Below are 21,783 nucleotides of genomic sequence, written 5' to 3'. Positions count from 1 at the left end.
AGAAATGTTTCTGGGGGAGGCGATGGACGGAACGGACGAACAGCCGACACTGCGGGAGAAGGCGTATGAGAGCTTCACGCGCCATCTCCTCGCGCGTGACGTGCGTCCCGGCCAGTTCGTTTCGCAGCGCCGTCTCGTGGAATTGACTGGGCTGACGCTTGGTGCCATCCGTGAACTTATCCCGAGGCTTGAAGCCGAAGGACTGATCAAGACCGTGCCGCAGCGCGGGTTACAGATCGCTCATATTGATCTCAACCTCATTCGCGAAGCGTTTCAGCTGCGCGTGTTTCTGGAAAAGGAAGCGGTGGCGCTTTTCACCCGCTCTGCGTCGGATGAAACAGTGTCCAGGCTACTGAAGCAGCATCGGGATATCGCCGACGCCATTCGAAATGGCGATGCGTCGCACGAACTGGAAGTGCGTGCACAAGCCGTCGACTGGGGCATGCACGACGCCTTTATCGATGCGCTTGGCAATTCAATCATTTCGAACGCTTACGGCGTGAACTCGATCAAGATGCGGCTGATCAGTCAGGATCGTTTCCGCATTGACGGTCGCGTCGGCCCTGTGATGGGCGAGCACCTGACGGTGCTTGAGGCGATCGAACGACGATCGGTGGACGACGCCGTCAACAGCCTTGTCGCACACATCAACCATGCAAGGGACCGTGCGCTCAGGATATAATTTTGAACAATCAGCCGGAGGTGAGGAGATCGCCGGCAAAAGGAGGAGAAAACGCATGCCAACATTCATGAATCCGACGAGGCGCGGCTTTCTGGCGGGAACCGCCGCTCTTGGCGCAAGTAGCATGCTCGGCGTGAGATCGGCATCGGCTGCCGTCGACTGGAAGCGCTTTGCCGGCACCACGCTCGAGGTCAACCTGGTCAAAAGCCCACGCAGTGAAACGCTGATCAAGTACCTGCCTGAATTCGAGGAGCTCACCGGTATCAAGGTCAATGCTGAAGCGACGCCCGAACAGCAGCAGCGCCAAAAGACCACCATTGAGCTGAGTTCGGGAAAGCCGAGCTTCGACGTCGTGCATATGAGCTACCATGTTCAGAAACGACAGTTCGAAAAGGGCGGCTGGCTTGCCGATATCAGCGGCTTTCTCAAGGATCCGTCACTCACCGATCCATCGCTGGTGGAGACCGATTTCGCCGAGGCCGGAATGACCTTCGCCAAGGATCCCGACGGCGTCTTGCGTTCCCTTCCGTTCTCGGTCGACTATTGGATCATCTACTGGAACAAGGCGCTGTTTGAGAAGAAGGGTCTTTCCTACCCGACAACCTTCGAGGAATTGGCAAGTGCTGCAGAGGCGCTCACCGATCCATCCACCAACACCTACGGTTTTGTCGCTCGCGGCCTGAAGAACGCCAATACGCCGGTCTGGACAACGCTGATGCTGGGTTATGGATCGAGCCCGCTCGGTCCGGACGGAAAGCTGCGAACGACGTCGCAAGAAGCCGTCGATGCGGCCGCCCTCTACCAACGACTGATGACCAAGACGGCCCCTCCCGGCGTTTCAGGGTTCAACTGGGCTGAGGCGCAATCAGCCTTCCTGCAGGGAAAGATCGGTATGTGGCTGGACGGTGTTGGCTTTGCTCCGCCGATCGAGAACCCGGAAAAGTCGCGCGTTGTCGGCCAGGTCGGGTATGGCATAATGCCAAAAGGTCCGAAGGCGCAAGCCGCGGCAACCACCGGCGACGGCCTTGGTGTCGTCGCTGCAAGTCAGAACAAGGAAGCAGCCTATCTCTTTTGCCAATGGGCCATCTCGCATGAAATGGGGGCCCGTCTGCTGCAGGCCGGTGCTGGCGTTCCATTCCGCCAGTCCATCCTTCAGGATGCAAAGGTTCGTGAAGGCGTCAAGATGCCCAGCGCCTGGCTCGACGCCGTTGTCGGTTCCGGAAAGGTCTCGCAGCTCACGCTGCCCGTCATCATACCGGTCACGGAATTTCGTGACATCTATGGCGTCGGCCTGACCAACATGATCGGTGGCGCCGATCCTGCAGCAGAACTGAAGACGGCGACGGCCCAGTTCGAACCCGTCCTGGCGAGAAGCGAGGGGTAATGACCTCGGTGAGCATCGAAACGGCCACAGTGGCCAACGCGGCTTCAAAAGGAAGGAGCAAACCGGGTCGGTTTGCTCCCAACTACTGGCCTTTTGTCATCCCGGCGCTGATCGTCATCGCCGCCGTCATCGTCTTTCCATGGGTGTTTACGCTATGGATGAGCGTGAACCACTGGACGCTCGGCCAGTCGCAAGTCTTTGCCGGACTGGACAACTATTCCCGCCTGGCCGTCGACATGCGCTTCTGGGAGTCACTGGGGCATACCGTGCTCTATACGACGCTCTCGGTGGTAGCGCCCCTTTTTCTGGGGACGCTCGCAGCCCTGATCTTCGATACGCAATTTCCGCTGCGCGGTCTTTTGCGCGGCATATTCGTGATGCCGATGATGGCCACGCCGGTGGCCATCGCGCTGGTCTGGACCATGATGTTCCATCCGCAGCTCGGCGTGCTCAACTACCTCCTCTCCCTCATAGGTATCGGTCCGCAGGAGTGGATCTATAACCAGAGCAGCGTCATCCCTTCGCTGGTTCTGGTCGAGACCTGGCAGTGGACGCCTCTTGTGATGCTGATCGTACTTGGCGGGCTGGCGGCGGTCCCCCGCGAGCCATATGAAAGTGCTGAGATCGACGGAGCCAATGCCTGGCAGAAATTCCGCTACCTGACACTGCCGATGATCGCGCCATTCCTGATGATCGCCGTAATGATCCGCAGCATCGATGCCGTGAAAAGCTTCGACATCATCTATGCAATGACCCAGGGCGGCCCGGGCACGGCTTCGGAGACGATCAACATTTATCTCTACAACACTGCCTTTTCCTACTACGACATCGGTTACGGATCCGCCATGGCCGTCGTCTTTTTCATCCTTATCGTTCTGATCTCCTTCGTTCTTCTGATGCTCCGCCAGCGTGCCAACTGGTCCGACGGGGAGGCACGCTGATGAAGCGCAGAACGCTCGATCGCGTAGGATTGCTGTTCGTTGCGCTCGTGATGATTTCGCCAGTCATCCTGTTCTTCCTCTGGATGATCTCGCTGTCGTTGAAATATGAAATCGACAATGGCGCCTATCCCCCGATCTTCATACCGGAGCGCTTCGCCTGGTCGAACTATCTGAAGGTCTTTGAGGAGAACAACTTCTTCCTCTACCTCTGGAATTCGGTGTTGGTAACGGGCGCAGCGACGCTTCTGGCGCTGCTTATTGGCGTGCCAGCTGGATATGGCATCGCGCGTCTAAAGGCGGAGAAGTCAGCGATGGTCATCATGATCGCGCGCATGACGCCCGGGCTTTCCTTCCTGATCCCGCTCTTTCTGCTGTTCCAGTGGCTCAACCTGCTCGGCACACTGCTGCCACAGATCATCATTCACCTCGTGGTCACGGTGCCAATCGTCGTTTGGATCATGATCGGCTATTTCGAGACGACACCGATGGAGCTGGAGGAGGCTGCAAGCATCGACGGCGCGACACCCTGGCAGGTTTTTCGCCTGGTCGCTCTGCCTATTGCAAGGCCCGGCATTGTCGTCGCCTTCATCCTGTCGGTCATTTTCTCGTGGAACAACTTCGTCTTCGGCATTGTGCTCGCCAGTCGACAGACACGCACGCTTCCAGTCGCTGTCTACAATATGCTCTCGTTCGAACAGGTGAGTTGGGGTCCGCTTGCGGCGGCGGCGTTGATTGTCACCTTGCCCGTGCTGATATTGACGGTCTTTGCGCAACGGCAGATCGTGGCCGGCCTGACAGCCGGAGCCGTCAAGTGAGCGGTGAGGGTATGGATTTGACAACGCCATTTGCCTTCGACGCCCCGCCGGGGCCGGCACGCCGCGTTCTGTGTGTCGGCGCGGCGGTCCTGGACACATTGTTTCGCGTGCGCTCGTTGCCCATTGGCCAGGGCAAAATACTGCCCTACGACATGCTTCAGGTCGCCGAAGGCATGGCGTCGAGCGCGGCCTTCGCAGTTGCGCGGCTGGGCGGCAATGCCAGCCTGTGGGGTGCCGTTGGCAATGATGCTATCGGTGAACGCATCGTTGCGGAGCTCGGCAACAGCGGCATCGATACCAGTGGCATGGTGCAGGCAGAAGGCGCCCGCTCGGCGGTTTCGACAATCCTGATCGATGATCAGGGCGAGCGCTTGATCGTACCATTCTACGATGCGGGGCTGCATGATACGGTCAAGCCGGTCACGGCACAGGACGTTTCTCGCTTCGATGCAGTGCTGGTCGATGTCCGATGGCCGAAGCTCGCGATGCGGTCGCTTCTGGCTGCCAGGGAGGCGGGCAAGCCGGCCATTCTCGATGGCGACGTTGCAGGCGATGGCGTGATCGAGATGCTCGCACCGGCTGCCAGCCACATCGTGTTCTCACAACCGGCCGCTGAGCGGCTCGCCGGAACGGCTGATCTGGTGGAGGTCGTCGGCCATCTGAAGCGAAAGTTCGAACATGCCTTCATCAGTGTCACTGCCGGCGAAAACGGCTCCGTCTGGTTCGATGACGCAACCGGCAAAATCGTCCGTCTTGCGGCTCCTGTGGTGAAGGCCGTCGATACACTTGCGGCTGGCGATATATTCCATGGCGCATTTGCGCTGGCTACCGCAGAAGGCATGCCGATCGAAGAGACAATGCGATGGTCATCCATGGCGGCGGCGCTGAAGTGCCAGGTCTTTGGCGGACGCACCGGCGCGCCAACCAGGGCCGAGCTTCGCGACGCCCTGCTAGACTGGAGCGCTTGTGCGGCAATCGAGCCGCCGGGCCGGCAGACCTTTGCCTGATGCCGATCCTAATTTCATGTAGTAGCCGCTGCCATTTCTGACGTGATGTCGGCTACCAAGCGGAACATGTCCGTCTTGGCCTGTCTGGTGGATTTTAGCGGCGTGTTCCTATCGTCACGGGATGACGGGCGATCGTCGCCAATGCCAAGCGTGGGCGAAGACATGATCTTCGAACCTAGATGACCGCCGCGCGCCAACAACTGGTGGTAGGCAGGATGGCTTCGAGGACGCTATTCAAGCGGCGCTGCACACTTAGCAAAGGTGTTTTTGCTATTCAAGAGACTGTAAAGTCTAGTGCAACACGCGGCGGCATTTAAACGAGTACAAGATACTTGCATTGGAAATGTCCTGCCGGCAACCAGTCTGTGCGGCCTGCGCATGTCGAGGGGGAGAAATGCTCGTTAGGCCAAGCCCCTAGTTCGTTACACGAAACCCCTTTGCGAACTGGCATTGCAGGCCGTTGGAAACTCCGGAATGACGCCCGGCGTTCCTCTCCCAACTATACACAGCCGTCAATATTATGATTCGCTGAAATACAGTAGTCTAAATTAAGGTTATCCGTCGTTAACTGTACTTGAGAGATACTCCCAATATTAACAAATCATTTGCGGATCTAAGATTAGATTTTTGAGATAAAAACAGCGAGGATGCAATGCGCACTTCCAGTTCTGACCTGACGCCTTTTTCCGGCAAGGACTTTACACGCCGAATAGTCTTTCCGATGGCAAGCGTTCTGGTGGTCGCCATCCTGGTCGTAATTGCTTTTGTTGTTCTATCTGCGCGTCAGCAAAACAACTTGGAAGTTGATGCATCAACGAAGCTTGCAACGACAGCCCTTCAGGTTAAAGCGCGCGAGGTTGGACGAAACCTGCGTGACTATACCGTCTGGGAAGATGCCTATAAAAACCTGCATGAAAAAGTCGACCTGGAATGGGCAGCCACAGACGGCAACATTGGAGCAAACATCTACGAAGGCCTTGGCTATGAGATGGCGTTTGCGGTCGATTCAAGCGGGAAAACGGTCTACGCGCTGATCAATGGGGTGCCGCAGAAGGTAGAGGCGCTATCGGTCATGCCACGCGGCCTGCGGGATCTCCTCCATGTAGCTTCCATTCAGACCGATCCCGTCACGAGTGTGATCAAGTCAGGCAGCGACATCTATCTCGTGGCCGCCAATGGCCTGGTCCCGCCGTCCGTCGAAAGGTCGAGCGTGAAATCGTCAGAGCTCACAATGCTTGTTTTCGCAAAGCTGCTCGACCAGAAATTCCTCGACCGGATCGGACATGACTACCTGCTTTCTGACCTGAAGATTTCACTCGAAGCGGCAAACAGCGCTGAAGCGTCAATCCCATTGATGTCGCAGGATCGGGTTTTCCTCGGGTTGATCACGTGGTCGCCTTTTAAGCCAGGCTACCAACTCCTTCGTTTCATCCTGCCGCCGCTAGGTATTGTGCTGGCGGTGCTCACGGCATTCGCTGTTCTTGTCGTCAGAAATGCCCGCCGTTCGACGAAAGCGCTTGAGGAGTCCGCGAAAACGGTGGAGGCCTATGCCCAGACGCTTAAGGAAAGCGAAGTGCGTTTCAAGGATGTCGCCGAAGCATCCTCGGATTGGATCTGGGAGAGCGATCAGACCTTGAGGCTGGTCTATTTTTCCGCCCGCTTCACAGAGGTCACCGGCCTTGCTGCAGCGAGCGTGCTCGGCAAGACGTTCAAGCAATTCTTCTCCAGCGACTCAGACACAGACGGTTGGAGACGACTGATAGAAGGCACGCACGATCATACATCTTTCCGCGATCTGCGCTGCTGCTATCGCGACGCCGACGGCCACACCCGCATATGCCGTTTGGCAGGTCGCCCAATCCTTGCGCCAACAGGTGAATTCCTTGGTTTCAGAGGGACTGCAACTGATATCACGGAAGAGGTAGAGGCGCAGGAACGCGCAAGTCACCTTGCCCACCATGACGCTTTGACGGGGCTTCCCAATCGCGTGCTCTTCCGCGAGCGGTTGAACGTGGCGCTGGCTGCAAATGCCGAACAGACCTCGCGCATCTCGATCATCTGCCTCGATCTGGATCATTTCAAGGAGGTCAACGACACGCTTGGCCACGGAGCCGGCGACGTCCTCCTGCAACAGCTATCAAGCCGCCTCATGGGCTGCATTCGCCAGCACGACACGGTCGCAAGGTTGGGCGGCGATGAGTTTGCCATCATCCAGGTCGGTGTGAACCAACCTTTGGAAGCGGAGGAACTAAGCCGTCGGCTTATCGAAGAGGTACGTGCACCTTTCACGATTGAAGGCCAGGACCTCCATATTGGCGTGAGCATCGGGATCGCGATTGCCGATACGACCAGCAGTGATCCTGAACGCCTCCTCAAGAACGCAGATATTGCCCTCTATCGGGCAAAACAGGGTGGGCGTGCGACCTACAGAATATTCGAAGCCCAGATGGATGCCGAACTACAGGAAAAAAAGGCTCTGGAGTACGATCTGCGTCAAGCCGTTCTCAAGGACGAGCTTGAGGTTCACTACCAGCCTTTGATCGATCTCCAAAAACGTGAGGTTGCCGGCGTCGAGGCGCTGGTGCGCTGGCGCCACCCCGTTCGTGGCCTGGTGTCTCCCGCAGACTTCATTCCGCTGGCTGAAGAGACCGGCCTTATCATCTCCATCGGCGAGTGGGTTCTCGAAACCGCTTGCCGCCAGGGGCTCGAGTGGGACGATGTGAGGGTGGCTGTCAATCTTTCGCCGGTTCAGTTCCGAAACAGAGAGCTGGTCGAGACCGTTCGTCAGGTTCTGGTCAAGACCGGTTTCGAGCCTGCGCGCCTTGAACTCGAAATCACCGAGAGTGTGCTCATAAACGACGCCACGGCTGCTCTTGAAATCCTGAGCGGACTGAAAGCGCTCGGCGTGAAAATTGCCATGGATGATTTCGGAACCGGCTATTCATCGCTGGGCTATCTGAACTCCTTCCCGTTTGACAAGATCAAGATCGACAAGTCGTTCATTGGCGACATGAGCAGCAAGGACAAATCAGGCGCCATCGTCAAGTCCGTCATCAGCCTCGGCCAGAGCCTGAATATGACCACCACAGCCGAAGGGGTAGAAACCTCTCAACAGGCAGCATTCCTGAGACAGGAGGGATGTGATCAGTTGCAGGGCTACTACTTCAGCAAGCCGGTTACGGCGACAGAGATCGCAGCCTTTATCGAAAACTGGGATTACCAAAAGTCGATTGATGAGATTGCCGCATAGGGTCGGCAAGCACACGAACAAAATCATTTAAAAACCAGGTCCAAGAACATGAATGCGCACGCTTTATCGGCCGAACAGTCGACGGGCTTCTCCCCTCGAGAACTTCAGGCACAGCTTCACGGCGCACTTCCTGCCCTCGAAAAAGCGCGGCAGGTCGGCAGTCCTCTTCGAAACTTCGAAAGTGTCGATGAGGTCGTCCATGAACTGCAGCCATCTGAACCGGTCTTTTGCATCGCACCCGCACAATTGAGAGACGCTGCGGCAAGCTTCCAGCCGTTTCCCGGTCGGCCACTCTATGCTGTAAAATGCAATCCCCACCCATATGTCCTCGAAACTTTGTTTAGGTCGGGCATCACAGATTTCGACGTGGCATCGTTGGATGAGGTGAAACTGATTGACAGCCTGTTTGGCAAGGCCGCAGGGCAGTTCTTCAACAATCCGGCAAAAACGCGTCCGGCAATCCGCGTCGCTAGCGAGCGCCATAATATTCGCTTCTATACAGCTGACTGCGCGGACGAGATCGAAAAGATCATCGACGAAACGGGCGGTGGCGACGACCTTGTCATTGCCGTCAGACTGGCAACTCGTGGGGCGGAAGCGCGCTACGTGCTCTCCACCAAGTTCGGTGCCCAGCCGGATGATGCAGTTCGGATGTTGAACCTCATCCACGATCGCGGCATCAGGGCGGGAATCTCTTTCCACGTTGGTTCACAGTGCCTGGCTCCAAATGCGTTTGCCAATGCCGTTGAGCTTGCAGGCAAGGTCTCGAGGAAGGCCGGTGTCGAACTGAGCGTGCTCAATGTCGGCGGGGGGTTCCCCGCCCCATATCCTGGAGATGACATTGCCGGACGGGAGCAATACATCGGACAGATCGCTCGCGCCTCGCGCAAAATCGGCCTGCCACGGAGCTGTATTATCCTGTGTGAGCCGGGCCGCGCGCTTGTCGCCACATCCGGTACGACCATTGTCCAGGTCGTGATGCGCCGCGAACGCAATCTGTTCATTAATGACGGAATATTTGGAACTTTGCAGGAACTTGGTCATCCGCAGGAACGCCGACCCGTGCGGCTCATCCGTGGTGGCGTTCGACCACCCTCATCGAACGTTGATTTCAAGGTCTGGGGTCCGACATGTGACTCCAACGATGTTCTTGGCGCTCCATTCAATCTGCCGGCCGATGTCCGAGAAGGCGATTGGATCGAGGTTGGAATGATGGGGGCATATAGCCTTTCGATGCGCACGCATTTTAACGGATTCTTCACCGACCAGATCGTCTCGATCGGGGCTTGAGCGGCAGATGGTGAGCGGGGCAACAAACCGGATAACCGCCTCCCTGATCGGCGCCGTCGGGGTCGTGCTTTGGGCGACTGAGACAACGCTCGTCACTTACACTACCGCCATTCCTCCGCTTCAAACCGTTGCAATTGCATTTCTCTTCGCAGCGGCGATGTCTCCGCTTGTCTGGCTGGCTACGCGCACCCACCCGCTGGCGGCCTTCCGTCAGCCAATGGGTGTGTGGCTCTTGATGGTTGGATCGCTGGTTGGCTACCACGCTTGTATCTACTATGCGACGCAAAAGGCCCCGCCCGCCGCGGCGGCTTTCCTTCAGGGCACCACCCCACTGATGATCGTTCTTGGATCGGCTTTCCTTCCAGGCGAGCGGCTGAGATGGTGGCATATCGTCGGGGCGGCGATGGGGCTAGGTGGCGTTCTCATCCTCATCGATACCGGCGGGTATTCGTCAGTGGCCGAGGGCGGCGCGGCGTTCTATCTATCACTCATAGGAGGCGCCGCCGCCCTTTGGGGCCTCTATTCAGTTTTCACAAGGACGCTGCCGGAAGTCCCGACCTCTACACTCGGAGTGTTTTACGCAGCTTCCGCAGTTGTCTCGTTCGTGGCCCATCTGAGCCTCGAAGAATGGGTTCAGCCAGACAGAGCTGAGTGGCTGGCGATGGCGGCCCTTGGGTGCCTGCCGATGGGCCTTGCGATTTACTTCTGGGATCACGGGCTGAAGCGTGGTGACATTCAGGCACTTGGAGCATTCGCATACGTCGAGCCGTTCATAGGCGCCGCACTCGTTGCGACGTTCACGACGGCAGTGTTTGATATATCGTTGCTGTGGTCCGGATTGCTTGTGGTCGGGGGCGCGATTGTCGCCAGCGCAAGTCTTTGGCAGCGCGAGACGCGGGCGGATTCACTTGACGATCGGTGCCGAGAACTGAACCAGCCGAGAGACCTCGTTGAAGCCCTTAAGAACGTCACGACCAAACAGGACCTGGCGTCGGTTAGCAACCGCATACTCGAACGACTTGTGGAGATCGGGAAAAACTATTCTGATCCCCGCAAACACGATCGGGAGATTGCGGAACTCCTTCATGCGTTGGGCGTCACGATCCATATCTGGGACCAATGCGAGAGCTCACCGCAGTCTGACCGACTGGTTGCATGAACCGGAAGCCAACAGCCGTGACAATAGTGTATCCTTGTTGTCCGCTTTTTTTAAAGGAGCGTGTCATGCGCACTATTTTGATCTTCGGCCCGTTAGGTGCATTGAGTTTGGCGGCCTGCACCTCCGCGTACGCTGATCTGCATCCTATCCCGGGAAGCCTCACATATGGGGGAAAGGTCATGCATTCCCCTTATAAGCCGGGCACGGTCATCAGCAACACGTTCCTCAGCAAGTTCGGCTATCGTATCTCGGAGCGATATGTTGTCCAGCCGAACGGGACGCTAAAGCTTACCTATCAAAAGCAAGGGCAAGACTACTATTTCGAGTAGCGCGAGTGCATAGAAGCAGCCGTATCTGGTAAGGTTCGCGCAAGCCAGGCTGCATAAGTATGACTTATTGCTTTCTCCCAAGATTTGATGCCTATGCAGTTTTTCATCACCTAGTTGCCCCGCGACATGCGGGGCTTTCAATTGGTTGGGCGTCCATCGGACGACTGCCTCCAAGAGAGCCGTACTCGCGTGGCGAAAAGTCCTTGTGAGCGCTGCCCATCGGATTCGACGAGGGCGACCCAATTCTGGCGTCGAAGGCAGTGCGGCCCGACTGTTGCGGACAGCCGCAACCAGCAGCCGATGGCCACGGCGTACGAGCTCACTTGCAGTTCGAGTGTTATTCGACCAGCCCGAAGATTGGCCCGAAGCCGCCGTGCCAGGATTTGTCATTGCGACCCATGGCCGGGTTGTAAATTCCCACTCCTCGTCCACCATCGAGAAACAACGCATTGGGGCATTTCAAATGGTCGCGGAACAGCCGCGAGAAGTCATGGAAGTTCACCCTGGATTCACTAATCGCGAAAGTAACCGCGCCACCGTGGCAGGCTCCCACACCGCTCCGACGCGTTCTGTCTGTAGATCCTACAATAAAGATCGGATTCACCTTGTTCTGGATAACGAGCATCGGACCAGATTGGGTTGCAAGCCGCACCTTGGGTTGCGCCTTTAGAAATTCATCTGTCGGGAGGATGCCGGCACCTGCTTCGTCAATAAAAAACACCCCATTCGGCTTCTTATAGAAATTCGGTACGGTGGGGCCGGCAACTCCAGCCGTCCCAGCCGTGTTGGCGGGTCGCATTTCGCGGCCGTTCTCGACATAAAGTCCCAATGGTGAAAAATCGGGAAGGTACATCCCGGCGTTGACCGCAAACGTTAGCGTTCGGCCCTCTGCATCAACGGCCTGCGCAACGCTTGACAGATGGCGATAAGGCTCGTCATTGGCGTTCTTCCAAAACAAACGCAGGTCGCCTTTACCCGCCTCTAGGGTACAAACGATGTAGCTGGCCTTTTCGAAGGTTTGTTGTTCGCATGGTTGTGCGAGAGCTGGTTGCAAGGACAGTATTGCTGCCCCCAGTAACGCAACTGTAAATAGCGCCGCATGTCTAAGGTTGGTCATGGGTCTCACGCCGCCTTTTTTTCTTCCATATCACCTTTGGCGGTACTCATCTGTCTGTCAAATGCGGGAATTTGAATGGGTCTGATCCCGAGACGTCGTCGATCCGACATGAACAACTTATAGTGAAGGAGGGCGCAAAGTGATACTGCGCTCTTTTGCGGTGCAGGTTATCATCCTGTCTTGGCCTGGTGATCATTGGAAACCGGTATTCAAGTTTCGTCATCAGCCTGAGAAGGTTGCCGATGGCCGCAGCATCACCGGTAGATTTCGGTTTTTGGAGGAGAGCACCGCTTTCGAATGGCTGCCTGCTGGTAGCAAGGGCCCGACCTCCTCGTCAGGCCGGACCCTCCTGTCGCCGCCTCATGCGAGCACGGCGGCGGCGAGATAGTCCATCGCGTCTCTCCGGTCAAGAATAGCATGGGCTGTGAAAGAGAAATGAAGGCCGCGCAGTCGCTGTTCGGTCACTGAGACCCACAATTCGGTATCAGCTCTTTCAACCAGGATTGTGTCGCGGAACAATCCAAGTTGCCCGAGGATCGTTAGCGAACTGATGCGGCGGTAAAGACGTTCCGTGAGGTGGTGGTCGCGCGCCAAGAGCTCGGTCGTCTCTTCGAGGGTCAGAAGTGGCGGCCGGATCCAAGCGAAAAGCTTGACCGCCATGAGCAAGCCTGCGCGCAATAGTGCTAGGCGGAACTGGATTGCCCGGTACGCCGTTCTTCTGTTGGAAGGAGGAACCGCCATGCCATCTCAGCGACCCGAATTCGAAAATAAGGTGATGAGCGTACCGCAAGCAGTCGGAGAAACGCGACAAGCCGCGCCCGCGGCGGTGCATCTCCCCGCGTTGACCGATGAACAGCGAAATCTGCTCGAAGCCTACAGACTCGGCCAACTCGACGAGAAGAGGTTTCAAGAGTGTCTGGCTGACGATCCTATCTTGTCGGACTATGTTCGAAAGGTATGTCGCCCGACTAACCCCTCGGGTAAAAACTACTAAGTACTGCAAATTGCAGGCCGCCGACCTTGCTTGCACAACATGTTCGGCGAGGCAAAATGAAAAAACGGCGGCCAATGCCCCAGCGGTGCCAAAACACCCACCATTGGAGCCCAAGCGAAGAGAAACCGACCAAATGACATGTGAGGCGAATTCTCTAAATTGGCGCTATTGGTACGATCAGGTCGTAGGCTACCTTGGCCTCATCTGCAGCTGCTAGAAAGGCCAGCCTCGCGTCTTCGGGGGTTGATGTACCGATTGTGACACCTTCACACAGTTCCAATGCCGAGACGAAAGCTTTGCCTTGGGCAACCGGCCAAGCTGTGGTCAGTAGTTCCACTGCGTCACGCGTGGTGGCGATTGTGTAAACTTGCCCGCTTCGCTGGCACGCGATCATGACGGGGAGTTCCGATGTCGAATGTCCACCGCAATACCTCCAGCTTGTGAAGATTCTTACGCTCGCTTGTCGTAAAAGTTGAAGGCGTAAGTTCAAGAGAGGGGGCGTCGGGAAGCCCGCACAATCGCTAAAATGCCCCGCCAAGAGTGGCGAGGCAAATTTCGTGCTGAACATCGCGCTAGAGTGCTTCGATAGGCTTAAGATAGGGCGCTGCGGCTCCTTTTCACCGGCGCGGCGTCTCTTTGTGCGGATAATGCTCCCAGCACCACCAGCGAGTTTCAAGGGTGGCCGCCGAGGAGAAGCCGAAACCTCCCCACTTTCCGCAGCCGGCCACGGAGCATAGATGCTCAACGTGGATATTGGCGCCAGGCGCTTTCGAGTGACCTTCAATCGACATCCTGGCTGCCCTTCGTTTCCGTGTGCCTTATCAGCCGGTGATATAGTCTTCCAGCGCCGCGGTTTCTTGCAATCCTGCCAATAACTATTCAGTTTTCAGTCTCAGTGAGCCGGCGGTCTCCAGGTGTGCTTCTTCTTCGCAACTCGCGCTGATCCCGGTGGCTCAAGCATGGTAGGGTCGAGGATCAGCGATATGTTCGCATCGCGGGCCGCGAGAATAAAGACCTCGCGAGCTCCGTTGCCGTTGATCTGCGCATCTAGCGCCCGCAAACATGCAGACACGGCGCCTCGCCACAGGTCCCCTCTCTGATTATCCGGCCAACTGCTCAACAGCGTCGTCCCGAGGTCCGCAACACTAGTGACTATAGCAAATTCTCCCGGTTCTGTCGCAATCGCAATCCAGCGTATCGGCACTGCTGACATATCGTGTTGCATCGCATCCTCCCGCTGCAGACGCGATTCAACGGGCAAGGAGATGATTCGTTCCGGGAACATGAGCGACGTAGTAGCGGGTCGGGTTCCGCCACCATCGCCCCAACTTCGCACCTCCGCGATTTCTTCCAATCTCGATGATATCGATCAGTTTCGCCGAGGTGACAATCTAGCCTCGGCATAACCCAGCGGGTTGACTGACAATATGTGCCAACTGCCGTTGGGAAGCTGCGTTGCGACGTGGAATGGAACGGTGAATTCATTGCTCATGGTGCTCTCCTTGACGCGAGAACAGCATGAAATGATCTATTGTAGGATGTACAGTCGAAGCGACGATGTGCCATTTCCTACTCACAGCGGCCTCTCCTAAACCGGGGAGGGATCGTGTCCATGGGAGTGGTGTAGCTGACGGCTGATTGCCGTGCTTTCCGACGTCGGGTCGGAGGGGATATCAGCGTGCCACAGCGGGCAGACTGATTTGCGGATCATCGCTCATTTGGGCCATCGTCTCAAGCGTCATATACCTTGCGCGTTGGACGGCCCATTCATCATTCTGTTCGAGCAGCAGTGCACCGACGAGACGGACGATGGCTTCGTCGTTCGGAAAGATGCCGACGACCTCGGTGCGGCGTTTGATTTCGCCGTTGAGACGTTCAATTGGATTCGTCGAGTGGAGTTTTGCCCGGTGCTCTTTCGGGAAGGTCATATAGGCGAGCACGTCCTCTTCAGCGTCGTCCATGATGGTGGCAAGCTTGGGCACTTTCGGTCTGATCTGATCGGCAACGCTGCGCCACTGAGCGCTGGCTGTCTCCGGCGTCTCTTGGGCAAACGCCGTTGCGATGAAGGCGGATACCACCCGCCTGCCGCTCTTTCCGGCATGTGCCAGGACGTTCCGCATGAAGTGAACCCGGCACCGTTGCCAGGTGGCGTTGAGAACCTTGGTGACGGCGGCTTTGAGACCTTCATGCGCATCGGAGACGACGAGCTTCACGCCCCGCAATCCTCGACGTGTCAGCCTGCGCAGGAACTCTGTCCAGATCGGCTCGGCCTCGGACGTGCCGACTTCCATACCCAGGACCTCGCGCCGTCCGTCGTTGTTGACGCCGACTGCGATAATGACGGCGACCGAGACGATGCGGCCGCCGCGCCGGACCTTGAGGTAGGTCGCGTCCACCCAGACGTATGGCCACTCGCCTTCGATGGGGCGGTCGAGGAACGCCTTCACCTTGACGTCGATCTCCTCGCACAAGCGGCTCACCTGGCTTTTGGAAATGCCGCTCATCCCCATGGCTTTGACGAGATCGTCGACAGAACGCGTCGATATTCCTTGGATGTACGCCTCCTGGATAACGGCTGTCAGAGCTTTCTCTGCCATGCGGCGCGGTTCAAGGAAGCTGGGGAAGTAGCTGCCCTTGCGTAGCTTCGGAATGCGAAGCTCGACGGTTCCAGCCCGCGTCTCCCAATCGCGGTCACGGTAGCCATTGCGTTGAGCGAGCCGCATCGGGTTCTTCTCACCAAAGTCAGCACCCGTGGCCGAGCCGACCTCCAGCTCCATCAGCCGCTCGGCGGCAAAGCCAATCATCTCACGCAATAAATCTGCATCCGCGCTCTTCTCAACGAGGGAGCGCACGTTCATCATGTCATTGGTCATCGGTGGTCTTTCCGTCAGGTTGGTCTTTGAACAACCCGACCCTAGCGGAAAACACCGATGGCCGCCCGCAAACCCAACCACCCGCTACAGCGCTATGAAAAGCGCGCGGGCGTTCGGCTTTGCTACCTCCAGTCAGCTACACCACGTCCCGGGACACGATCCGGGGAGGCGGCTTATTTCGCTTCTGGGAGATGGTGGACCGCATCGGCACCTGGGGCACACGGTGCGCCGCGGTGGTGCTTGGAGAATCCGCGCGACGCGATCCACGATGGAAACCGCCTTCGAGCGATTTAGTTCCTTGATAGGATTCGTGTCCGCCAGAGCCAAAAACCCGAAAATTAGTGAGATCTTATATTCGCGACTTGACTGGCGAAATATGAATGGTCATCTGATTCGTCCTTTGGAGGATTGCGATGAGCGTGCACCTGAGTATCCGAGAGCTGATCGTCGCCGTGGAGCGCCGAAAAGGCATCACTATGCGTTGCCACGTGACGCTTGAGGACCTGGCATATAGCCCTGGTTTACCGCTGGCCAGAAGACGATCGTGGTAAAGAATGGGTTGTGGCGCAGAAGATGTGCCTTGAGGCGATGGAGTGCGTCCGCGATCCTGAATAGGCGAGGGCGGCTTTTGTCGCTGCTGCCCAGGTTGCCGGGATGCTGATGGTCAAGGAAGAATACATCCAGGTGCGCGGCCAAAAGCGTACGAGAGGCAGCAGAGAGCAGCCCTCCGTTAATTGACTAATCCCCGGCTCGGAATGGCTTTAGGGAGCCAATTGACACGCTCTCTTTTTCCGGAGGGTACGGATCGTAGGTCTCTGGCTCGTGCGGCTTGGATGTCGTCCTCGGGGCAACTCCCTTAATGTCGTCTGCATCCCCTTGTAACAGAGCCATAATCCGACCGGCGGCCACACCAACAGCCAGAACAATATCCAACCCGTATTCGGCGTCGAGTGTTGCGAGCTTTGCGTTATCGATCACTCCTTGGCAGATTACCGCATCGTAGATGGGGAAGCATCATCGGCTTCACTTGCGTTTAGCTGCCAAGCTTTTGCGCTGAGACGCCACACGCGGCCTATCTCAAAGGCCGTGCATCTGCTTCAGCTTCTCATAGGTCTCTTCGACCAATTGAGCTGCTTCTCGGGCATTTGGCGCCCATCCTCGGTTGGCCATAACCGTCTGCCGTCTCCAAGGAATGTGGCTCGCCCCCAGATCCATTGTTCCCTGCCTCACCAGCGGTATTTGAGCTTCGCCGACGCCCCGTACGCGATGTCATCACCTGAGTACTCTCCATTGAGAGCAAGATTGACTGACATGTTTGGGCGCACGGCAAATTCAGCGCCAGCGTCAACCAGAAGCGCATTCCGACCCGGTTCAGCTCCTTGGACGTTGAAGCTCGACAACGCGAGATTCTGGAAATTTGCCGTGACTGTCCGCGCCGTTTCCGCATTCCACGCCCATGCCAAACGGCCCGTCAGGCGAACGTTTCCACTTTCGGTCGGGAGAACGTGATCAAATCTGGCGCCAAGTTCGGTGCGGAGAGCTGTTTCCGTTTGTGAATCGTAATCAACAGCGAATGTTCCCAAGCCGGACGCCTTTTCGGAGTAACTCGGCATAAAGAATGCTGCGCCCTGCAGCGCTGTGTAGGGTGTTACAATCGCAACCGACGTCTCGCTTCGATACCCAGCCTCAATCCGGCCGAAGAGCGTATTCGCGTTGAAGTCGGCCGTGAGGTTGTCACCCCCAACGACGCGCGACGTATCGATGTTGTTAAAGGCATAACCGCCGGAGCCTGAGAGGTAAGCGTTGCCAAAGGTACGTGTGCCGTACACTCCCGCGTTGAAGACACCGGAGTGACCATCACCGAGGTTGTCGCCAAGAGAAAAGGTTGATCCGCCGCCGCCGAGTGCAAAGCCGATCTTACCTTCTTCAAGCGCACGCGTAAAACCCGCAGTCAGTCCCCAATTGGCGGTATGAACATCGACCGTTCCATCGACAGCGTTGCCGTCAATATCCTGAGCTCCGCCGTAGGCTGCGCCCCACATCAACCACGCCGAATGCGGATCGTTCTTATGCTGGGAGTTACCGGCGAGCGCTGCGAGCGCGGTAGCGGCGCTGTTTGACGCGGCTGCCGGATAATAGGCAGTCGGCTTTACTTGATTCGGGACCAGTACCCCGAGGTCAGTAGTGAAAGGGTCACTTATCTGTTCCAGAAACAGATCGGCCGAGGCTAGGCCAGATGTTACGGCTGCCGTACCGAGTTCGCCGGAATGGCTTATGTCGATGGGGATCACAGGTATTACAGGTATAGCAGCGGCCGGGTCGGCGAACTTGAAAATGAAGGCTAGATCTTGCGCGATTGCTGACCAACTGACCGCCGAAAGGTTTGCGAAATTTGTCCCATTGTTTTGATAGACGAATTGCCCGCCTGGGTAAGGGGTGTTCGTCGCAACCGACCCCCAACGATACACTCCGTTTGCCTGTCCCGTTACAGTCGATGTCGTGAAGAAGACAACGTATTGGGTGCCTGCGAGCAGCGTCACGCCGCCTGTAGTGACGGTAACTGGAGTGTAAGCGACACCACTCGGCGCATTCAGGACTGGAGACTGGTAGAGCGCCGAGCCTACGATGCGGCTGGTGGATGGATCCCATTGGTAGACGAACGCCTGATTCTGCGTCGGCGTCCCCGACGCCAGGCTCAGATAGAAGGTGAAATCGAGCAGACTGGTCTGTGTCGCGGTAGGAAGAAAGGTCTGCCCATAGGTTGCCGTGTTGGGAACGCCATAAGACGATATGTAGTTGCTTCCGTTCCAGACAGATGAAGTTTCGAGTGTCTCCGCATTGACCGCACCGGTCAAAATAAACAGCACAATGGCTGATCTCGCCAGCAGGACAGAGTTCTTGCGCATGATTCATCCCCCAATCGTAGGGATGATCTACGGCCCCAAAATAGATGCAAAGGCAATACTGAATTTTCAACTCAGCGTGGAAGTTATGATCCCGTGACAAGTCTGCAACAACGCTCCTTCGCCGGGCCACGGCTCGCGCCATTTGTACTTGGGTTCTTCGGTCATCTGACCAGAGTAGCTTTATCCACAGGCGCGGAAAAACAGTGGATTTCATTTTACAGTTTGCCCTTGACCGCGCTGGAATCGTTGGGTGATTTCCGGCTTTATTTTACAGGGTCACTCATAGCAACCGCATGCTTTCTCGCGATATACGATGGGGCGCTTAATCAGCGGGTCGTAGGTTCGAGCCCTGCATCACCCACCAAACATCTCAACAAAGACAATGTTTTGCAGGATTCGCTAAAGAAAAGCGTGCCCGAGAACTGCGATTTGGGCACACGCGCGATTTCCGCGTCCGAAGACCGATCTTCAACGTTTGCAGGGTGTTAAAAGCCGTTCCGCCCGCCGCGGATGTCGATCAAGGTTTTGACCGCTTGCCTCGGTAAGTCGTCGGCGCTGGTAACCCTTCGTGCACCTTTGCCAACTCTTCCAACCAGGATGCAAGTCCGGTCGGAACCTGCTCGTTTCCAGCTTCCAGCGCTTCGATCCACGACAACTCGCATTGCAGTGCCGACGCGATATTAATCGGCGTCCACCGAATATGGAGGAGGCATTCACTAAAACGTTCTGGCGTCATGATGGGCGGCTCGCGGTGTCCGAATGCGCTACCCTCTCACATAGGCCGTTGAAGTCAACCGGGGGCGTCCGCTGGTTATTCCTACTTCAGATAGCGCTAAAATCTGCCAAGAGAAAACGGAAGGCCGGCGCGGCAACCAGATCACCCGACAAGTGGGGTGGCGCCCATGGCCAACGGGACCTCGTGCTTAATACAGAATGGATGGAGATACAGAATGGATGGAGCACATCGAGCGCCAGCGGCGCTCCGCGGGCAATGAGGTGCCCAGTCACACCAATCGCTTGGCGGGGTCAGTTGTCGATGCGACCGATCTTCAATGGTAGTTGCTCGAATTCGACAATCCTTGGCTGCTTGGGACCGGGTGGCCGATCCCGATCGATCATTCGCCATTCACGCTCAAGTCTTTCAACGACGTCCGCAGGTAAAGTTTCCGGCATAGCTCTCTCCCTGTTCGGCACGTGTATAAGCAAAAGATCAGACCCCGGACAGCTGAGCTTTGTTGGTAACGATCGCGCGAAGGGTTAAGTGCGGTATCCCAGCCATCATCAAATGGTGGGTGCCACTTTAGACCCGTCGCGGCATTTCCATGTGAGGATAGCGCTCCGAGCATAGGACGTCGCAAGGTCCAGGACGATGCGGCGATCTCCGTGATCGAGCCGTAGCGACGGGGCAGCCAATCCCCCTGGTGCCGTCCCAAATGCCCGCCTTATTCACTCGAGGCGGGGGTCATCATCTCAACGAGATCAGTCACTTGTCAGGGGCAAAGGTTGCTACAAGCCGAGCTAAGGTCTCTGCTGCTGTGGATCGATCGTTTGCTCGCGCACCGCCTGACACATGCTGCTTCAGGCGTTCAGGTATCGTGGCCTAAAATTAGGTCGTCAACGGCCATGCCATTGCCGTGACGCGCTGCAGCCGACGCACCAGGAACGAGGCGCCATGGCTGCGGCGCGACATAGGGCGGGATCTATTTGATCGAGAAGTCAACGCTTTCCAAGGGCTCGTCGTTCACGGACAAGATCACCTTGTAGACGCCGACCGGCCATCCCTGTTCTGGTTTGCTCAGGGATGCGTCGATGTGGTTGTCGATCATGCCGACATCGAAGTTTGATTCGTCGATCTTGTAGTTGGCCGGTGCAGCGCCTCCAGTATCGACGGCGATCCAGGCCACACTGATCTTTGCGTTCGACTTGACCTCATCCGTCAGGTCGGCTGACACGAACAGTTTGGCGGTATCAGCCGCAAAGGTCCCTTCGGTGGCCTCGGCATCCTTTTCCGAGGAGAGGATGATGTTTTCGAAGCCGCCCGCCGATGCCATCGACGCAATCGCCGTGGCCGTGCTGAAGGCGAGTGCCCAAAGTGCGTGTCTTACGCGATGCATTTCCATAGCCTTTCATGCCGGGATATCCCCAGTTTTGCTACCAGAGCCTGTCTAAGGAAAGATGAAGGATCGCGCCGGGCCGTTCCCTGCGATCACCTGGTGTTTTCGCTCATCGGCAGTCGGAAGCCCCGCGCCTTCGAATTTGGGTCGCGGAGTATTTCGGCAGGAACCACCGGCTGGCGCCTGACGAAGCGCAACTCGCTCATGAACAGGGCGCCAAACTGGACGGTTCAGCGAAGGTGTGGCGCAAGTGCCTCCAGAGCGACAGCTTCATGATCGTCGGCTACGAACATTCGACGTCGGCCAGAAGCGGGATTGGCAATCTAATGCTCGCCGCTCGGAAGGGGAACGATTTAACCCAAGTCGGATCGGCGGGACGGCCTCCAATAGCGCGGTTCGCTTTAGCTGAGTTCTATGCTCGATCGCCTGAGGAAAGTTCAGGGCAATCCGGCTGGTTATGAGCTCAATCAGTGAGCACAAGGCGGCTTGTCTTGGGAGAGTGGATCTCTGGCCAGACGGATGGATAGGATTTTTGGCCTCCGCTTGCGTAAACAGCGGTTAAAATACCGGCCGCTAAGACAAGGATGGCAGTAAATTTGCATATCATCGGTTAGATCTCGCCGATCGTGGGTCCGATGAATAGGCTAGAGCAGATCCTGTGATCGATGAATCAAACGTGATGTGACGAGAACGACCGAAGCTGATTCAACTTCTCTACGAATAGGAGGTTGATGATGGCACGAGCACTGAGCGATGATCTTCGGATCCGAGTCTTGAAGGCGTCAGCTACCGGTATGTCTGCCCGCCAGGCTGCCGGTCGGTTCGGCGTTGGGGTTTCCACGGCGATCCGCTGGATTGCAAGAGCAGTGGAGGGCGAGCCAACACCGCGGCCGCAGGGTTGGAAACGACCTTCCCTTCTGGA

20 protein-coding genes, 1 tRNA gene and 1 pseudogene are annotated in these 21,783 nt (G+C 57.0%); 12 read left to right on the top strand and 10 right to left on the bottom strand.

Annotated elements, in window-relative coordinates; translation table 11 throughout:
• Window positions 1-4: 4 nt before the first annotated feature.
• The 9 genes from AC1D2R_RS28860 to AC1D2R_RS28820 all read left to right on the top strand — a co-directional run bounded on the left by AC1D2R_RS28860 (window position 5) and on the right by AC1D2R_RS28820 (window position 10,857).
• Window positions 5-682, top strand: a complete 678-nt coding sequence (locus AC1D2R_RS28860) for a GntR family transcriptional regulator (protein WP_477972828.1) — start codon at window positions 5-7, stop codon at window positions 680-682.
• A 55-nt stretch (window positions 683-737) separates the two neighbouring features.
• Window positions 738-2,066, top strand: coding sequence for an ABC transporter substrate-binding protein (locus AC1D2R_RS28855; protein ID WP_477972826.1), 1,329 nt, complete (start codon window positions 738-740; stop codon window positions 2,064-2,066).
• Window positions 2,066-3,007, top strand: a complete 942-nt coding sequence (locus AC1D2R_RS28850; protein ID WP_477972825.1) for a carbohydrate ABC transporter permease — start codon at window positions 2,066-2,068, stop codon at window positions 3,005-3,007. The genes AC1D2R_RS28855 and AC1D2R_RS28850 overlap by 1 nt, the downstream gene beginning before the upstream one ends.
• Window positions 3,007-3,822 carry a carbohydrate ABC transporter permease gene (locus tag AC1D2R_RS28845; protein WP_477972823.1) on the top strand — a complete coding sequence of 272 codons (816 nt, stop codon included), beginning with the start codon at window positions 3,007-3,009 and terminating at the stop codon, window positions 3,820-3,822. Before AC1D2R_RS28850 ends, AC1D2R_RS28845 begins: the two co-directional genes overlap by 1 nt.
• Window positions 3,823-3,839: 17 nt before the next feature.
• Entirely contained in the window at window positions 3,840-4,829 is a 990-nt protein-coding gene (locus tag AC1D2R_RS28840; protein WP_477972821.1) for a sugar kinase, read from the top strand.
• A 652-nt stretch (window positions 4,830-5,481) separates the two neighbouring features.
• The gene (locus AC1D2R_RS28835) at window positions 5,482-8,079 is read left to right on the top strand and encodes a bifunctional diguanylate cyclase/phosphodiesterase (protein WP_477972819.1); all 2,598 of its coding nucleotides are present in this window, start codon (window positions 5,482-5,484) and stop codon (window positions 8,077-8,079) included.
• A gap of 48 nt (window positions 8,080-8,127) precedes the next feature.
• Entirely contained in the window at window positions 8,128-9,369 is a 1,242-nt protein-coding gene (locus tag AC1D2R_RS28830; RefSeq protein WP_477972818.1) for a type III PLP-dependent enzyme domain-containing protein, read from the top strand.
• A 10-nt stretch (window positions 9,370-9,379) separates the two neighbouring features.
• Entirely contained in the window at window positions 9,380-10,528 is a 1,149-nt protein-coding gene (locus tag AC1D2R_RS28825) for a DMT family transporter (RefSeq protein WP_477972816.1), read from the top strand.
• A 65-nt stretch (window positions 10,529-10,593) separates the two neighbouring features.
• Entirely contained in the window at window positions 10,594-10,857 is a 264-nt protein-coding gene (locus AC1D2R_RS28820) for a hypothetical protein (RefSeq protein ID WP_477972814.1), read from the top strand.
• Window positions 10,858-11,194: 337 nt separating this feature from the next.
• Here the strand turns inward: AC1D2R_RS28820 and AC1D2R_RS28815 are convergent, their stop codons facing one another.
• The 7 genes from AC1D2R_RS28815 to AC1D2R_RS28785 all read right to left on the bottom strand — a co-directional run bounded on the left by AC1D2R_RS28815 (window position 11,195) and on the right by AC1D2R_RS28785 (window position 18,747).
• Complete coding sequence (locus tag AC1D2R_RS28815) at window positions 11,195-11,974, bottom strand: phosphodiester glycosidase family protein (RefSeq protein ID WP_477972812.1); 780 nt, start codon at window positions 11,972-11,974, stop codon at window positions 11,195-11,197.
• A gap of 360 nt (window positions 11,975-12,334) precedes the next feature.
• Window positions 12,335-12,634: a hypothetical protein gene (locus AC1D2R_RS28810; protein ID WP_477972810.1), complete on the bottom strand. Its 300-nt coding sequence runs from the start codon at window positions 12,632-12,634 to the stop codon at window positions 12,335-12,337.
• Window positions 12,635-13,122: 488 nt separating this feature from the next.
• Window positions 13,123-13,362 (bottom strand): DUF982 domain-containing protein, encoded by a 240-nt coding sequence (locus tag AC1D2R_RS28805; protein ID WP_477972809.1) that lies wholly within the window; start codon window positions 13,360-13,362, stop codon window positions 13,123-13,125.
• A 498-nt stretch (window positions 13,363-13,860) separates the two neighbouring features.
• Entirely contained in the window at window positions 13,861-14,181 is a 321-nt protein-coding gene (locus AC1D2R_RS28800; protein WP_477972870.1) for a DUF982 domain-containing protein, read from the bottom strand.
• A 156-nt stretch (window positions 14,182-14,337) separates the two neighbouring features.
• Window positions 14,338-14,460, bottom strand: coding sequence for a hypothetical protein (locus AC1D2R_RS28795; protein ID WP_477972807.1), 123 nt, complete (start codon window positions 14,458-14,460; stop codon window positions 14,338-14,340).
• Window positions 14,461-14,641: 181 nt separating this feature from the next.
• Window positions 14,642-15,841 (bottom strand): IS256 family transposase, encoded by a 1,200-nt coding sequence (locus AC1D2R_RS28790; RefSeq protein ID WP_477972805.1) that lies wholly within the window; start codon window positions 15,839-15,841, stop codon window positions 14,642-14,644.
• A 1,226-nt stretch (window positions 15,842-17,067) separates the two neighbouring features.
• Window positions 17,068-18,747, bottom strand: a complete 1,680-nt coding sequence (locus AC1D2R_RS28785; protein WP_477972804.1) for an autotransporter domain-containing protein — start codon at window positions 18,745-18,747, stop codon at window positions 17,068-17,070.
• Between the two features lie 248 nt (window positions 18,748-18,995).
• Between AC1D2R_RS28785 and AC1D2R_RS28780 the strand changes: the two genes are divergently transcribed.
• A tRNA-Ile gene (locus AC1D2R_RS28780) sits at window positions 18,996-19,111 on the top strand.
• Between the two features lie 153 nt (window positions 19,112-19,264).
• Here AC1D2R_RS28780 and AC1D2R_RS28775 read toward each other — a convergent pair.
• The 3 genes from AC1D2R_RS28775 to AC1D2R_RS28765 form a co-directional block, all read right to left on the bottom strand.
• Entirely contained in the window at window positions 19,265-19,483 is a 219-nt protein-coding gene (locus AC1D2R_RS28775; RefSeq protein WP_477972802.1) for a hypothetical protein, read from the bottom strand.
• A 290-nt stretch (window positions 19,484-19,773) separates the two neighbouring features.
• A complete protein-coding gene (locus tag AC1D2R_RS28770; protein WP_477972800.1) occupies window positions 19,774-19,920 on the bottom strand; it encodes a hypothetical protein in 147 nt (48 codons plus the stop codon).
• A gap of 527 nt (window positions 19,921-20,447) precedes the next feature.
• Window positions 20,448-20,861: a hypothetical protein gene (locus tag AC1D2R_RS28765; RefSeq protein WP_477972798.1), complete on the bottom strand. Its 414-nt coding sequence runs from the start codon at window positions 20,859-20,861 to the stop codon at window positions 20,448-20,450.
• 248 nt (window positions 20,862-21,109) lie between these two features.
• Here AC1D2R_RS28765 and AC1D2R_RS28760 point away from each other — a divergent pair.
• Together AC1D2R_RS28760 and AC1D2R_RS28755 are read left to right on the top strand one after the other, a co-directional pair.
• A pseudogene (locus AC1D2R_RS28760) lies at window positions 21,110-21,238 on the top strand (non-homologous end-joining DNA ligase); the annotation flags it as partial.
• Between the two features lie 357 nt (window positions 21,239-21,595).
• Window positions 21,596-21,783: helix-turn-helix domain-containing protein (locus AC1D2R_RS28755; RefSeq protein ID WP_477972796.1), on the top strand; the 188-nt coding region annotated here is incomplete at its 3' end.

The sequence above is a fragment of the Rhizobium sp. P1_C7 genome (genome assembly GCF_056406295.1).
This window is presented reverse-complemented; position numbering and strand designations above follow the sequence as displayed.

Coding starts and splice junctions, on each gene's coding strand:
- AC1D2R_RS28860 (WP_477972828.1), top strand. CDS start 5: ATGTTTCTGGGGGAGGCGATGGACGGAACGGACGAACAGCCGACACTG.
- AC1D2R_RS28850 (WP_477972825.1), top strand. CDS start 2,066: ATGACCTCGGTGAGCATCGAAACGGCCACAGTGGCCAACGCGGCTTCA.
- AC1D2R_RS28775 (WP_477972802.1), bottom strand. CDS start 19,483: ATGACGCCAGAACGTTTTAGTGAATGCCTCCTCCATATTCGGTGGACG.
- AC1D2R_RS28805 (WP_477972809.1), bottom strand. CDS start 13,362: ATGATCGCGTGCCAGCGAAGCGGGCAAGTTTACACAATCGCCACCACG.
- AC1D2R_RS28830 (WP_477972818.1), top strand. CDS start 8,128: ATGAATGCGCACGCTTTATCGGCCGAACAGTCGACGGGCTTCTCCCCT.
- AC1D2R_RS28855 (WP_477972826.1), top strand. CDS start 738: ATGCCAACATTCATGAATCCGACGAGGCGCGGCTTTCTGGCGGGAACC.
- AC1D2R_RS28795 (WP_477972807.1), bottom strand. CDS start 14,460: ATGAGCAATGAATTCACCGTTCCATTCCACGTCGCAACGCAGCTTCCC.
- AC1D2R_RS28820 (WP_477972814.1), top strand. CDS start 10,594: ATGCGCACTATTTTGATCTTCGGCCCGTTAGGTGCATTGAGTTTGGCG.
- AC1D2R_RS28835 (WP_477972819.1), top strand. CDS start 5,482: ATGCGCACTTCCAGTTCTGACCTGACGCCTTTTTCCGGCAAGGACTTT.
- AC1D2R_RS28790 (WP_477972805.1), bottom strand. CDS start 15,841: ATGACCAATGACATGATGAACGTGCGCTCCCTCGTTGAGAAGAGCGCG.
- AC1D2R_RS28815 (WP_477972812.1), bottom strand. CDS start 11,974: ATGACCAACCTTAGACATGCGGCGCTATTTACAGTTGCGTTACTGGGG.
- AC1D2R_RS28810 (WP_477972810.1), bottom strand. CDS start 12,634: ATGGCGGTCAAGCTTTTCGCTTGGATCCGGCCGCCACTTCTGACCCTC.
- AC1D2R_RS28845 (WP_477972823.1), top strand. CDS start 3,007: ATGAAGCGCAGAACGCTCGATCGCGTAGGATTGCTGTTCGTTGCGCTC.
- AC1D2R_RS28785 (WP_477972804.1), bottom strand. CDS start 18,747: ATGCGCAAGAACTCTGTCCTGCTGGCGAGATCAGCCATTGTGCTGTTT.
- AC1D2R_RS28800 (WP_477972870.1), bottom strand. CDS start 14,181: ATGTCAGCAGTGCCGATACGCTGGATTGCGATTGCGACAGAACCGGGA.
- AC1D2R_RS28770 (WP_477972800.1), bottom strand. CDS start 19,920: ATGCCGGAAACTTTACCTGCGGACGTCGTTGAAAGACTTGAGCGTGAA.
- AC1D2R_RS28765 (WP_477972798.1), bottom strand. CDS start 20,861: ATGCATCGCGTAAGACACGCACTTTGGGCACTCGCCTTCAGCACGGCC.